We start from the raw sequence: 13,460 nt of genomic DNA on the forward strand, positions 1-13,460 counted from the left end.
CCCAATTCTTTCCTTGCTTTCCCCTTCCTGCAATGTCAAACTTACAGCAATCTATGCCTTATAAGGAAATCATTATGGCTAAAAAAATAACAAAAAAAACCACCGCACTTTCCGATCCAAATTATCAGCAGGAATTAAAAAAATATAGCAACCCTGTGCCAAGTCGTGAGTTTATTCTCAATATTATTCGTGATCATAATGCGCCAATGTCAAAAGAAGAATTATATGCCGTTTTGGCGATTCACGATGAAGAGCGCCAAGAAGCAATGCGCCGCCGTTTACGCGCAATGGAAAATGAAGGACAGCTTGTGTTTACCAAACGTAAACGCTATGCCTTGCCAGAAAAATTAGACTTAATCAAAGGAATGGTGATTGGGCATAAAGAAGGCTATGGCTTTTTACAAGTGGACGGTGCAAAGCAAGATTTATTCATTCCCAATGGACAAATGAAGCAAGTAATGCACGGTGATTATGTCCTTGCACAGCCAAGCGGCTTTGATCGCAAAGGGCGTGAAGAAGTGCGCATCGTGCGTTTACTTGAAGGACGCAAAAAGCATATTGTGGGCCGTTTCTTTTTAGAAGAAGGGATTGGCTATGTTGTGCCTGATGACAGCCGAATCAATCGTGATATTTTGATCCCCAATGAATATCGCCACGGCGCGCGAATGGGGCAAGTTGTGGTGGTGGAACTCAAGCCTAGTACTGCAATGTTTACTCGCCCAGTGGGAATGATTATTGAAGTGTTAGGCGAAAATATGGCAAAAGGAATGGAAACCGAAATTGCTATTCGCAATCACGATATTCCCCACGTTTTCCCAAGTGCGGTGCAAAAACAAGTCAAAAAATTCACTGAAGAAGTGCCAGAAGCCGCCAAAAAAGGACGGGTTGATTTACGCCAACTTCCTTTGGTTACGATTGATGGGGAGGATGCGCGAGATTTTGATGATGCCGTGTATTGCCAACGCAACGTAAAAGGCGGTTGGAAACTTTGGGTTGCGATTGCGGATGTGAGCTACTATGTTCGCCTGCGTACTGCATTAGATAATGAAGCCTATAATCGAGGCAATTCCGTGTATTTCCCAAATCGTGTTGTGCCAATGTTGCCAGAAGTCCTATCTAATGGCTTATGTTCGCTCAATCCACAAGTTGATCGTCTATGTATGGTGTGTGAACTGTCTATTTCTGCTAAAGGAAAAATGACCGATTATCGTTTTTACGAAGCGGTGATGAATTCTCACGCTCGTTTAACCTACACTAAAGTTGCGCGTATTTTAGACGGTGATGAAGAATTACAACAGCGTTATGAACCTCTTGTTCCTCATTTGCAAGAATTGCACCATTTGTATCAAGCCTTAGTAAAAGCCCGTCAGCAACGCGGTGCGATTGATTTTGACACGATAGAAAGTAAATTTATTTTCAATGAAATGGGACGCATTGAGCGCATTGAACCCGTAGTACGTAATGATGCCCATAAAATCATCGAAGAATGTATGATTTTAGCTAATATCGCCGCAGCAAATTTTATGGAAACGCATAATGAACCCGCATTATATCGTATTCATGCTGGTCCGAGTGAAGAAAAGCTGAGTGCTTTCCGTGCTTATCTAGCCGAACAAGGATTAAGTTTGGGTGGTGGAGCAAAACCGACAACAGAAGATTATGCCAAATTGCTCGTGCAAGTGAAAGAACGCCCCGACCACGAACTTATCCAAACTATGTTACTACGATCCTTGAGCCAAGCCATTTATTCCCCTGATAATATTGGGCATTTTGGCTTAGCCTTGACGCAATATGCGCATTTCACCTCGCCAATTCGCCGCTATCCGGATTTAACCTTACATCGTGGAATCAAATATTTACTGGCTAAATTACAAGGTTCAAAACGTAAAACCACGGATTCTGGTGGTTATCATTATGCACTTGATGAAATGGATAACCTAGGTGAACATTGTTCAATGACTGAACGCCGTGCCGATGATGCAACCAGAGAAGTGGCAGATTGGCTCAAATGTGAATATATGCAAGATCACGTTGGCGAAGCATTTAGTGGCGTGATTTCTGCGGTAACCGGCTTTGGCTTATTTGTGCGTTTAGATGAGTTATTCATTGATGGGCTTGTGCATATTTCAACCTTAGATAATGATTATTACCAATTTGATGTAAATCGCCAGCAATTAATCGGCGAAAACAGTGGACGAATTTACCGCCTAGGCGATAAGGTTACTATTCGTGTAGAGGCGGTTAGCCTTGAACAACGACAAGTGGATTTCTCACTTATTAGCACTGAACGTAAACCTCGACGAGAAGGAAAAACAGCCAAAGATAAAGCGAAAAAAGGCTTTCGTTATGCAGAAAGTGCGAAAAAGCAAAAAGAGAAATCGGCGAAAAAATCGAAAAATCAAAGTGCGGTGAAAAAATCAGCCATTTCTGCCAAGAAAAATAAACGTAAATCGCCCCGCACTCAGTAAAAATGAGCTTGCGAAAAACTGGCGGAAGGAAGACAAATACGCGTATAATTCCGCCTTATTTTATCTATCAATGTAAAGGATAACAATGTCTGAAAATATTTATGGAATCCACGCAGTTAATGCTTTTTTGGCAAATGCCCCTGAACGACTTATTGAAGTTTATGTGCTAAAAGGGCGTGAAGATAAACGCTTGCAGCTCGTTCTCAATGCGCTTTATACGCTTGGTATTTCTGTTCAATTTCTTAACCGTGAAACCCTTGATAAAAAAGCGAATGGTGAAGTACATCAAGGGATCATCGCCCGTGTACAACCTGCAAAAGAATTAAATGAAAATGATCTCGATCGCATTTTACGTGATCAACCAACACCGCTTGTCTTGGTGTTAGATGGGGTTACCGATCCGCATAATCTCGGCGCTTGCTTGCGAACAGCTGATGCGGCTGGTGTATGTGCCGTGATCGTACCAAAAGATAAATCTGCCCAGCTTAATGCTACGGCACGCAAAGTGGCTTGTGGTGCTGCGGAAGTTGTTCCCCTTATTCGGGTGACCAATCTCGCTCGTACACTAAGAGAATTACAACAAAATTATAATATGTGGGTGATTGGCACGGCAGGTGAAGCAACAGAAACCTTGTATCAAACAAAACTGACGGGGGCACTGGCTTTGGTGATGGGCGCAGAGGGGGACGGAATGCGTCGCTTAACCCGTGAAACCTGCGATCAATTGGTGAGTATTCCAATGGCGGGATCGGTTTCGTCCTTGAATGTTTCCGTTGCGACGGGCGTTTGTTTATTTGAAATTGCACGACAACGTTTAGCAGGCTAACAATAAAAAAGCGATGGGTTTCAGTTCAAAAATTCAAAAAAACTGAGTTTGAGCCTTTAACTCAAGCTGAATGCAATGTGTTACGTCTTAAAGCACACGATGATTTAGCGGTTGTGAAAGGGCAATATAAAAGCGGTATGGCATAAATAATCAAAGAAGAAGATAGTAAAACAAGTAACGGCGTTGCCACTAATGATAATAAATTCTTCTTTGATATTATTAAGTGGGGTGCGACGCTACTGCTATAAAAATGCGTAAAATTTACACCGCACTTTATTTTGGGTAATACGCTAAACACAAAGAAAAAAGGCGAGAAATGCTAGCCAAAATCATTGATGACTAAAAAGAGCGGAGATTTTCCGCTCTTTTTTCTTGAATAGAAAATTATGATAAAAACTTCGCTTTCAATGCTTTTGCCACAGCAATTTGTTGTTCAGTGGCTTTGGCTGTCATTGGTTCGCGACAATAACCTGCATCCACGCCTTCCAATTTAAGTAATTCTTTAATGGTGAGGTATAAGCCATTAGCTAAAATACCTTCAATCAGATCATTGGTAATCTGTTGAATTTCACGTGCTTCGGCAAGTTTGCCCGCTTGGGTTAATTCAAAAATTTGTCTTGCTCGGATACCGTTTACATTAAATGTACTACCAATTGCGCCATCCACGCCAAGAGCAGCGGCAGGTAACATCATTTCATCAAATCCTGCCCAGATAAGGTGATCAGGATAGGCTTTTTTCAAGCGTTCTAAGAGATAGAAATCACCTGCGGTGAATTTCACCCCTAACACTTTTGGATTTTTGTAAAGTTCTCCAAATTGTTCCACGCCAATGTTTACACCCGTCAAGAATGGAATGGAATAAACGATCATATTATTGCCCGTTTCCTCAATAATGGTATCGTAATAATGTTTGATTTCCGCAAAACTAAATTTGTAATAGAACGGGGTTACCGCAGATAAACAGTCATAACCAAGTTCGGTGGCATATTTACCTAATTCTACGGCTTCGTGTAAATTCACGCTGCCTACTTGAGCAATCAATGCCACTTGGTCTTTTGCCTCATCTTTGGCAATGCGGAAAATTTCCTTTTTCTCAGCGGTGGAAATCATAAAGTTTTCCCCTGTGCTACCGCCCACATACAAGCCATCGACTTTCATTTTATCAATGTTATGGCGAATAATTTCACGCAGCCCTTTTTCATTGATTGAGCCGTCTTCGTTATAAGACACAAGCAACGCGCTAAAAATGCCTTTTAAATTTTTCATTGGTTTCTCCTAAACTGATTTATTTGATCCGCTGTTCTAAAATCACATTTACGGTTTTTTGCTTCATTTCTGTTGCATTTTCTTCTTCGGCTTGCACGATCAAGGCATAAATTAAATCTAACACAAAGAGTTGTGCAATTTTTGTTCCGATAGAATCTCCTTGTAACTGCCCCTGTCTATGCCCGTTAATGAGGACATAATCGGCAACTTGCGTAATTGGTGAGCGTAAATTGTGGGTTAATGCGACAGTGGTTGCTCCATTTTTTTTCGCAATACTCAATGATTGTGTGGTTTCTTTGGAATAGCCTGAATGGCTAATGCCAATGACCACATCCTCTTTATTCATTAAAGCCGCTTGCATATACATAAAATGATTATTACTAATGGCATCAACCTGTAAACCAATACGCATTAACTTATGTTTTGTATCTTCCGCAGTAAGCCCTGAAGAGCCAACACCAAATAGAAACACGCGTTTTGCTTGTCGCATTGCCAACACCACTTGTTCTAGCTGCTTTACATCAAGCAAATTAATGGTTTCTTTAATCACATTATTAATAGAATTATGCAATTTTTCGGCGATGCTTTGCGTATCATCATTTTTGCTAATATCGCTTTCTAACAACGAATTTGGCTGTTTTTCTTTAGTTGCCAATTCAATAGAAAGCTGTAATTTGAAGTCTGTAAACCCTTTGAAGCCGAGAGTTCGACAAAAACGAATAAAGGTCGCCTCACCCACATCAAACTGTTGTGAAATTTCTGCTAATGAAAATTGGCTTAACAAATGTGGAGAAGATAAGATCGTAGTCGCAATTTTCTTCTCCGTTTTTGTCAGGCTGTTATACAACGCCCCAATGGTATCCAGAATATTCCCACTTGTTGCAACCATAAAACTTCTCCCTGTGTTTGTTTAACTCACTAACGCCACTGGTACTTTTACCACTAATTTTTTAATAAATTGCGCATTCTCCCCTGCAATACACCCCGGTTTATGAGGTTCATAAGGGAAAAATACGGCAAACATTTTTGGCAATAAATACACCGCACTTTTATTTGGAATATCAGGCGTTAGTTGATAATCATCTGCCTCGTTATACTCATTATAAGTACTCAGTTCAGGCTCATTGACGCCATATTCAATCACTTCATTACCGCTGATTAGCACTTGAATATCAATGTATTTATGATGAAGTTCTGCTTGTTTACTGTCGCTAGGTGTGGTGTCAAATTCCATCACATTCATATAAATTTGATCTGTAAGATCGTGGCGTCCAATCGTTAATTTTGCCAGATCCATCCGTCTTAATTGATGACAAATTTCTGCCAGCACCATTGGTAAACCTCTGGCAAAGTCATCACGGGTTAAATCACCTAAAATCATTGTATTCTCCTCATTTTATTCTTTATATTGTTGAGTAAGCCAATAAGCCGCCCCTAATAAACCAGCATCAGCCCCCGATCTCGCGGGTTCGACAGGGCATTGATAAAAAGCGGGCATTGCCTGTAAATATTGTTGAACTAAGGGTAAATAGCCTTCCGCCAAGCCTACACTACCACCCAACACCACTTTTTGAATGTCTAGGCTAATCACCATATCGGCAATTAAATTGGCAATCGCTCGTGCGGAGCGTTGCACAAGTGCGGTGGCTTTTTCGTCATTTTTTCTAAAGCGTTCAAACACTTCTTTGGGAGAACAAGGTTCAGTCCATTGAGAGGCAACCGCTTCAATGGCTCGTCCAGAAGCAATGGCCTCCACGCAGCCTTGACGCCCACAACCGCACATTGGCCCATTAGGATCAGCAAGGCTATGCCCAATATGCCCCGCAATGCCATTCACCCCAGTGGTTAATTCGCCATTTAGAATAATTCCACCGCCGACACCCGTGGAGACGGTAATAAATAAGAAATTTTGCACCGCACTTTTATTTTGAGCCTGATCTTGTAATTGGTATTCGGCACACACCGCCGCTTGCACATCATTCAGTAATCCGATCGGCTTGTCAGTATAACGCGCAATGCAATCTTTCAATGGAAAATTCGCTAATCCCCCTAAATTTTTCGGGTTAAGTGCGGTCAGTACACCACGATTAATAATCCCTGTGGATGCCACTGCCACCGCATCAAACTGCCCAGCATACTGGGTAACTAATGTTTTTAACGCCTGCGCCATTCCTTGTGCAGACTGATCTTGCGGGGTGCTAATTTGCTGGCGCTCGGAAATGACGCCATTTTCCACCAATGCGGCCGCAATTTTTGTGCCACCAATGTCTAATGCCAAACAATGCATATACCGTCCTTGTTCTGGTTAGGGTTTTGCTGATTTCACCGCACTGGCAAACCAACTCACAATATGTTCTAAACGCGTGAGAGCCGATCCTACGGTTACCACATCCGCCCCTATTTCAATGGCTTTTTTCGCCAATTCGGGGCTGTTATAACGCCCTTCTGCCATCACATAACAACCTGCCGCCTTGAGATCTTTCACCAGTTGATAATCTGGCTCATCAGGGACTTCGCCACCGGTATAACCCGACATTGTGCTGCCCACAATATCAAAGCCTAATCGCTGGCAATATAATCCTTCTTCCAAGTTCGAGCAATCCGCCATCGCCAAACAGCCTAATTCTTTAATTTTTTTCACCGCACTTTCAAGCGCTACGGGACGAGAACGCAATGTGCCATCCACTGCAATAATGTCTGCGCCCGCCAGAGCCAGATCTTCAATATCTTGCAAAAACGGGGTGATTCGCACAGGGCTATCAGGCAAATCGCGTTTTACAATCCCAATAATAGGCTTATCCACCACGGGACGAGTTGCTTTTAGATTTTCGATTCCTTCAATTCGCAATCCCGCTGCACCGCCTTGTACAGAAGCTTGTGCCATTGCAGCCACAATTTCAGGCTTATCCATAGGGCCATCATCAACGGGTTGGCAAGACGCAATAAGCCCATAGCGAATCTGATCTAGCACATCTTGATGTGATAATTTTGACATAGAAACTCCAAGATATTTTTAAGAAAGGAAGTTAATTTTCGCTGGGTGCTAGGATAGACCTCTGAAAATAAAATACAAGAAAAATAGTTCAAAAGTGAGATCTAGATCTCAAACTGGAGTAAAATTTCATAAAACAATTTGAAAAAACGCCATTAGCCTTGTATTTTAGAAGGGAAATACCGTTTTTGCTAAAAATGATGTTGTTCTCATCTTAAACGAAAATCAGGGTTATCTTGAAATATTACTTCATTAAAACTTGAGAACGAAAGCATTACAAAGCAAATCCGTTTCACATTTCATTATAGACAAATATCACAATGTTTAGTTGGACATCTTTGGAGTTCCTATGAAATATTTCAATAAATTAGAAGAATGGGTGGGGGGTGTTTTATTCCTCACCATTTTTATCATTCTTCTTGCCCAAATCATCGCCCGCCAAGTGTTTGATTCTCCATTTATTTGGAGTGAGGAACTGGCGCGTTTACTCTTTGTTTATGTTGCTATGTTTGGCATTAGTATGGCAACGCGTGCGCAACAGCACGTTTATATCGACTTTCTCACCAATTTAATGCCAGAGAAAGCACGAAAAGCAATAAACTCATTTGTTCAACTAATTATTTTTGCTTGTATTTTCTTATTTATCTATTTAGGTTTTAAAGTCTTTTTAGATGCCAGTTTTGAAATTGTTTCCTTGCAGATTTCGGAAAAATGGCTTTATGCGCCCTTGCCATTCATTTCAATGTTAGTGTTTATCCGCTTTCTGCAAGCGCAAAGCGAGAATTACAAAAATCAACTTAGCTATTTGCCCGCCACTTTGTATATTATTCTTGCTTTGCTCCTGTTTGTCATTTTAATGACCCACCCAGAATGGTTTAAAGCCTTACGCATTAGTAACTATATCAAGCTAGGCAGCAATGCCGTGTATGTCTGCTTGATTGTATGGCTTGTCATTATGTTCCTTGGTACACCTGTGGGTTGGTCGTTGTTTATTGTTACCATTTTATATTTTGCAATGACGCGCTGGAATGTCGTCAACTCTGCCTCCTCAAAATTAGTCGATAGCCTAAACAGCTTCCCACTGCTTTCTGTCCCCTTCTTTATTCTAACGGGAATTTTGATGAATACGGGGGGAATTACCGAGCGAATTTTTAACTTTGCGAAAGCCTTGCTAGGGCATTATTCTGGCGGTATGGGACACGTAAATATCGGTGCAAGTTTGATTTTCTCTGGAATGTCAGGTTCAGCACTTGCCGATGCTGGGGGATTAGGTCAGCTTGAAATTAAAGCAATGCGTGATGCAGGTTATGACGATGATATTTGTGGTGGGATCACCGCAGCATCTTGTATTATTGGGCCTCTCGTGCCGCCAAGTATTGCGATGATTATTTATGGCGTCATCGCCAATGAATCTATTGCTAAACTCTTTGTAGCGGGCTTCGTACCCGGGGTGTTACTAACCATTGCATTAATGGCGATGAACTATGCCATTGCGAAAAAACGTCATTATCCGAGAACGCCAAAAGCCTCATTACAACAACGTTGTGAAGCATTCAAAAAAGCGATTTGGGCGATCTTAACCCCCATTCTCATTATTGGCGGTATTTTCTCTGGCTTATTCACCCCAACAGAAGCTGCGGTGATCGCCGCTGCCTACTCCATTATTATTGGAATGTTTGTTTACCGTGAACTCACATTAAAAATGGTGTTCAAAAGTTGCGTTGAAGCAATGGCAATCACAGGAGTGACTGCCTTAATGGTAATGACGGTAACTTTCTTTGGCGATATGATCGCCCGTGAACAAGTGGCAATGCGCATTGCCGATCTCTTTATGGCAGTGGCAGACACACCAACAATGGTGCTAATTATGATCAACTTGCTACTATTATTCTTGGGAATGTTTATTGATGCCCTTGCACTGCAATTCTTAGTGCTACCAATGCTCATTCCAATTGCCGTACATTTTGGTATTGATCTCGTGTTCTTTGGGGTAATGACCACATTAAATATGATGGTGGGGATTTTAACACCACCAATGGGAATGGCATTATTCGTGGTCGCTCGTGTGGGTAATATGCCAGTGAGTACGGTAACCAAAGGGGTATTACCGTTCTTAATCCCCGTGTTTACCACCTTGGTGCTTATCACCATCTTCCCACAAATTATCACCTTTATTCCAAATCTGTTAATGCCATAACAGAAAGGAAAAAACAAAGTGCGGGTGAAAATTCACCCGCTTTTTTATCACAAAAAATGTCTTAAAAAACCACCGTACATTAATTTCTAGAAAATCTTTTTACAAAAAAATGGAGTATCATTTCATACCCCAACATATTCCAACACATTTAAACTTAAGTGAATTCAAGATAAAAGCGGTTAAAAAGTTTTTTTAATCTTTTTTCAATTTTGTGATATAGCTCTCAGTAATGAAATATTACTTCATTTATTATATAGCCATTAGGTCGTTCCCTCCGTTATTTGGTCTCGTCGTATCCCCAAAGAGAATACGCCCTAACCATTTAGATTGAAATGTTCTACTCTGCAAATCAATGAAAGGAGAATTGCAATGAAATTAAATAAACTTGCTCTTGCTACATTATGTTTAGGTCTATCTACTTCGGTGTTTGCCGCAGACTATAACCTAAAATTTGGTATGGTTGCTGGTACAAGCTCCAATGAATACAAAGCGGTTGAGTTCTTTGCGAAAGAAGTAAAAGACAAATCTCAAGGTAAAATTGAAGTAGCAATTTTCCCAAGCGCTCAACTCGGTGATGACCGTGTAATGCTTAAGCAACTTAAAGATGGCGCATTAGACTTCACGCTCGCAGAATCTGCACGTTTCCAAATTTTCTACCCAGAAGCAGAGGTATTCGCACTGCCTTATATGTTGAAAAACTTTGATGTGGCGAAAAAAGCGGTGTTAGAAACCAACTTTGGTAAAAACTTATTCGCTAAAATTAATAAAGAATTAGGCGTAAGTGTACTTTCTATCGGTTATAACGGTACGCGTCAAACCACGTCAAACCGCCCAATTAATAGCATTGCAGATATGAAAGGCTTAAAACTGCGCGTACCAAATGCCGCAACAAACCTTGCTTTCGCTAAATATGTCGGTGCAACGCCAACACCAATGGCGTTCTCTGAGGTGTATCTTGCGCTACAAACTAATGCGGTAGATGGGCAAGAAAACCCATTACCAACCATTCAAGCGCAAAAATTCTATGAAGTGCAAAAATACTTAGCATTAACTAACCACATTTTAAACGATCAACTTTACGTTATCAGTAATGAAACCCTTGATGAATTACCTGATGATTTAAAAGCGGTAGTAAAAGAAGCCGCACTTAAAGCAGCCGATTATCACACTAAATTATTTGTGGACGGTGAAAATGAATTAATTGCTTTCTTCAAAGAAAAAGGCGTAACGGTAACACAACCCGATCTTGCCCCCTTCAAAGCGGCATTACAACCGTACTATGATGAATATTTGAAAAAGAATGGTGAAGTTGGAAAACAAGCTGTAAAAGAAATCTCTGAGTTAGCTAAATAAGCGGTTTGCTTGCTCACTTTAAGCAATAACCTTAACGACAAGAGGTCAATATGAAAAAAACAGCATTACACAGTGCATTATTTGCAGCAATTGCAATGACAGCTTTTGCTACACAAGCAAGCCAATATCCTGATTTGCCAGTCGGGATTAAAAGCGGAACAGGGGCATTAATTGGCGATACCGTTTATGTTGGTTTAGGAACAGGGGGAGATAAATTTTATTCTCTTAACCTAAAAGAGAAAGATGCTAAATGGCAAGAATTACCTGCTTTCCCCGGTGGAAAACGTAATCAACCCGTTTCTGCGGGCGTAGAGGGCAAGCTCTATGTATTTGGCGGTTTTCAAGATACGGATGTAGCAAAAAATCAAGTGATTAATGATGCTTATCGCTATGATCCAGAAACAAACTCGTGGACAAAATTGCAAACCCGTTCCCCACGCTCTGCAGTAGGGGCAAGTGTTGCTGAAACTAACGGTAAAATTTATTTTGTCGGCGGCATTAACCAAGAAATTTGGAATGGGCTTTTCCAAGATATTGCTGCCGCAGGTGGCGATAAAGAGAAAGAAAAAGCCATTTTTGATCCTTATTTCAATTTACGCGTACAAGATTTCTTCTTCTCACCAGAAATTGTCAGCTATGAGCCAGCTACTAACACGTGGCGTAATGAAGGCATTTTCCCCTACTCAGGACGAGCAGGGGCTGCGGTGGCAATTAAGGATAACAAACTTCTTGTTGTAAACGGAGAAGTAAAAGCAGGATTGCGAACCCAAACCACGGAGCTTGGTACGATCGGTAAAAATGGAGTGACTTGGAAAAAATTGGGTGATTTACCAACACCGAAAGGGCAAAAACAACAAGAAGGGATTGCAGGCGCAATGGGGGGCTACAGTTACGGTAACTATATTGTAACAGGTGGAGCCAACTTCCCGGGCGCGCGTACAAATTATCAAAATGGTATCAACGATGCACACCGCACTGGTGGGTTGAAAAAAACGTGGCATAGTGATATTTATGCACTCAATGCCAAAAAAGGGACTTGGAAAATCATTGGTAACTTGCCAGAACCAATTGGTTATGGCGTGAGTGTAAGCTATGACAACAAAGTGCTATTAATCGGTGGTGAAGGTCAAGGAGGAAAAGCCCTCACCTCAGTTCAAACAATGAGTTATGATGGAAAAAAACTGGTTGTTGAATAACACAGACCGATAAATGTAAGACAAGGCCCCGCTTGCGGGGCTTTTTTCATAAAATTTGAAAAAATTACACCGCACTTAATCCTATGCATTTCTACAAATTTTACGCATTTCAAGGTAAACTATGGCTATTTTTACTTAACGAGAAAAATTATGCGTTTATTAATTTTTATTTTGGCGGGGTTTGCCTTACTTTTTCAATACGATTTTTGGTTTGGAAAAAACGGCTATGTAGATTATAAAAATACAGAAAAAGAAATTGCCTTGCGCCAACAAGAAAATGAAAAACTATCCCAACGTAATCAAGCGATTGCGGCCGAAATTAAAGATCTCAAAGAAGGCGTGGATGCCATTGAAGAGCGTGCCAGATTACAACACGAGATGGTAAAACATAACGAAACCTTTTATCGTATAGTAAAAGAGCATAAATGATGAAATCATTACCACGTGAAATTATCGCTGTTGTCCCTGCTGCAGGGATCGGCAGCCGTATGCAGGCAGATAAACCAAAGCAATATTTAACCATTCAGGGAAAAACGATTCTCGAACATACGCTTGATGTATTAATTCACTACCCTGCAATTAACCACATTATTGTTGCGGTAACTCCAAGTGATCCGTATTTAGCGGAAATTGATTTACTCAATCATTCAAAGATTCAGCTTGTTGAGGGAGGAAAAACACGCGCAGAGTCGGTACTAAATGGTTTGCAACACATTGAAAGCAAAGCAAACACTTGGGTTATGGTACACGATGCGGCACGTCCTTGTCTTACTCATCAGGATCTGGATAAATTATTACAAATCAATGATAACAATGGGGCAATTTTAGCGATTCCTGCCGTGGATACGATCAAACGCACAAATTCAACCTTACAAATTCAACAAACGGAAGATCGCTCACAACTTTGGCTTGCGCAAACGCCTCAATTTTTTCCTGCTCAAACACTCAAACACGCCTTGCAACAAGCCTTAGCCAATCATCTCTCTATTACTGATGAAGCCTCTGCGATGGAATTAATGGGCTTTCAGCCTCATCTTGTAGCAGGCAGAAGTGATAATCTCAAAATCACTCGCCCTGAAGATTTAGCACTGGCGGAATTTTATCTTTCTCGGCTAAACCACACGACATAATACTTTTTATTGTATGAGAAATGCAAGATTAC

General features: G+C 41.0%; 12 protein-coding genes and 1 pseudogene. 8 read left to right on the forward strand and 5 right to left on the reverse strand.

Features of this window, described 5'->3' with window-relative positions:
• Positions 1-74 precede the first annotated feature (74 nt).
• From rnr to L4F91_RS08585, 3 genes and pseudogenes are all read left to right on the forward strand, one after another.
• A complete protein-coding gene (gene rnr / locus L4F91_RS08575) occupies positions 75-2,468 on the forward strand; it encodes a ribonuclease R (protein WP_395895969.1) in 2,394 nt (797 codons plus the stop codon).
• Positions 2,469-2,553: 85 nt separating this feature from the next.
• Positions 2,554-3,294 carry a 23S rRNA (guanosine(2251)-2'-O)-methyltransferase RlmB gene (rlmB, locus tag L4F91_RS08580; protein ID WP_395895971.1) on the forward strand — a complete coding sequence of 247 codons (741 nt, stop codon included), beginning with the start codon at positions 2,554-2,556 and terminating at the stop codon, positions 3,292-3,294.
• A gap of 50 nt (positions 3,295-3,344) precedes the next feature.
• A pseudogene (locus L4F91_RS08585) lies at positions 3,345-3,542 on the forward strand (DUF5358 family protein); the annotation flags it as partial.
• A 136-nt stretch (positions 3,543-3,678) separates the two neighbouring features.
• Here the strand turns inward: L4F91_RS08585 and nanA are convergent.
• Genes nanA through L4F91_RS08610 form a run of 5 tightly spaced genes read right to left on the reverse strand, consistent with a single transcriptional unit; the run spans position 3,679 to position 7,555 of the window.
• Entirely contained in the window at positions 3,679-4,560 is an 882-nt protein-coding gene (gene nanA / locus L4F91_RS08590; RefSeq protein WP_395895973.1) for an N-acetylneuraminate lyase, read from the reverse strand.
• A 19-nt stretch (positions 4,561-4,579) separates the two neighbouring features.
• Entirely contained in the window at positions 4,580-5,449 is an 870-nt protein-coding gene (locus tag L4F91_RS08595; RefSeq protein ID WP_250349607.1) for a MurR/RpiR family transcriptional regulator, read from the reverse strand.
• Positions 5,450-5,470: 21 nt separating this feature from the next.
• Positions 5,471-5,941, reverse strand: coding sequence for an N-acetylneuraminate anomerase (gene nanQ, locus L4F91_RS08600; protein ID WP_395895975.1), 471 nt, complete (start codon positions 5,939-5,941; stop codon positions 5,471-5,473).
• Positions 5,942-5,956: 15 nt separating this feature from the next.
• Positions 5,957-6,847, reverse strand: coding sequence for an N-acetylmannosamine kinase (locus L4F91_RS08605; RefSeq protein ID WP_395895978.1), 891 nt, complete (start codon positions 6,845-6,847; stop codon positions 5,957-5,959).
• A gap of 18 nt (positions 6,848-6,865) precedes the next feature.
• Positions 6,866-7,555 carry an N-acetylmannosamine-6-phosphate 2-epimerase gene (locus tag L4F91_RS08610; protein ID WP_250363496.1) on the reverse strand — a complete coding sequence of 230 codons (690 nt, stop codon included), beginning with the start codon at positions 7,553-7,555 and terminating at the stop codon, positions 6,866-6,868.
• 346 nt (positions 7,556-7,901) lie between these two features.
• On the opposite strand from L4F91_RS08610, the gene L4F91_RS08615 reads away from it, so the two are divergent.
• From L4F91_RS08615 to ispD, 5 genes are all read left to right on the forward strand, one after another.
• Positions 7,902-9,749, forward strand: coding sequence for a TRAP transporter large permease subunit (locus tag L4F91_RS08615; protein ID WP_395895981.1), 1,848 nt, complete (start codon positions 7,902-7,904; stop codon positions 9,747-9,749).
• A gap of 369 nt (positions 9,750-10,118) precedes the next feature.
• The gene (locus tag L4F91_RS08620) at positions 10,119-11,102 is read left to right on the forward strand and encodes a sialic acid TRAP transporter substrate-binding protein SiaP (protein WP_250363498.1); all 984 of its coding nucleotides are present in this window, start codon (positions 10,119-10,121) and stop codon (positions 11,100-11,102) included.
• A 50-nt stretch (positions 11,103-11,152) separates the two neighbouring features.
• The gene (locus L4F91_RS08625) at positions 11,153-12,298 is read left to right on the forward strand and encodes an N-acetylneuraminate epimerase (RefSeq protein WP_395895983.1); all 1,146 of its coding nucleotides are present in this window, start codon (positions 11,153-11,155) and stop codon (positions 12,296-12,298) included.
• 150 nt (positions 12,299-12,448) lie between these two features.
• A complete protein-coding gene (gene ftsB / locus L4F91_RS08630) occupies positions 12,449-12,727 on the forward strand; it encodes a cell division protein FtsB (protein WP_250349600.1) in 279 nt (92 codons plus the stop codon).
• A complete protein-coding gene (gene ispD, locus L4F91_RS08635; RefSeq protein ID WP_395897868.1) occupies positions 12,727-13,428 on the forward strand; it encodes a 2-C-methyl-D-erythritol 4-phosphate cytidylyltransferase in 702 nt (233 codons plus the stop codon). Before ftsB ends, ispD begins: the two co-directional genes overlap by 1 nt.
• Positions 13,429-13,460: the final 32 nt, after the last annotated feature.

The organism is Avibacterium sp. 20-126, from assembly GCF_044358625.1.
In the GTDB taxonomy this organism is placed as follows: Bacteria; Pseudomonadota; Gammaproteobacteria; order Enterobacterales; family Pasteurellaceae; genus Avibacterium.

What these genes read in the sequence shown, in the direction of transcription:
- rnr (WP_395895969.1), top strand. Translation starts at nt 75, where the DNA reads ATGGCTAAAAAAATAACAAAAAAAACCACCGCACTTTCCGATCCAAAT.
- rlmB (WP_395895971.1), top strand. Translation starts at nt 2,554, where the DNA reads ATGTCTGAAAATATTTATGGAATCCACGCAGTTAATGCTTTTTTGGCA.
- nanA (WP_395895973.1), bottom strand. Translation starts at nt 4,560, where the DNA reads ATGAAAAATTTAAAAGGCATTTTTAGCGCGTTGCTTGTGTCTTATAAC.
- L4F91_RS08595 (WP_250349607.1), bottom strand. Translation starts at nt 5,449, where the DNA reads ATGGTTGCAACAAGTGGGAATATTCTGGATACCATTGGGGCGTTGTAT.
- nanQ (WP_395895975.1), bottom strand. Translation starts at nt 5,941, where the DNA reads ATGATTTTAGGTGATTTAACCCGTGATGACTTTGCCAGAGGTTTACCA.
- L4F91_RS08605 (WP_395895978.1), bottom strand. Translation starts at nt 6,847, where the DNA reads ATGCATTGTTTGGCATTAGACATTGGTGGCACAAAAATTGCGGCCGCA.
- L4F91_RS08610 (WP_250363496.1), bottom strand. Translation starts at nt 7,555, where the DNA reads ATGTCAAAATTATCACATCAAGATGTGCTAGATCAGATTCGCTATGGG.
- L4F91_RS08615 (WP_395895981.1), top strand. Translation starts at nt 7,902, where the DNA reads ATGAAATATTTCAATAAATTAGAAGAATGGGTGGGGGGTGTTTTATTC.
- L4F91_RS08620 (WP_250363498.1), top strand. Translation starts at nt 10,119, where the DNA reads ATGAAATTAAATAAACTTGCTCTTGCTACATTATGTTTAGGTCTATCT.
- L4F91_RS08625 (WP_395895983.1), top strand. Translation starts at nt 11,153, where the DNA reads ATGAAAAAAACAGCATTACACAGTGCATTATTTGCAGCAATTGCAATG.
- ftsB (WP_250349600.1), top strand. Translation starts at nt 12,449, where the DNA reads ATGCGTTTATTAATTTTTATTTTGGCGGGGTTTGCCTTACTTTTTCAA.
- ispD (WP_395897868.1), top strand. Translation starts at nt 12,727, where the DNA reads ATGAAATCATTACCACGTGAAATTATCGCTGTTGTCCCTGCTGCAGGG.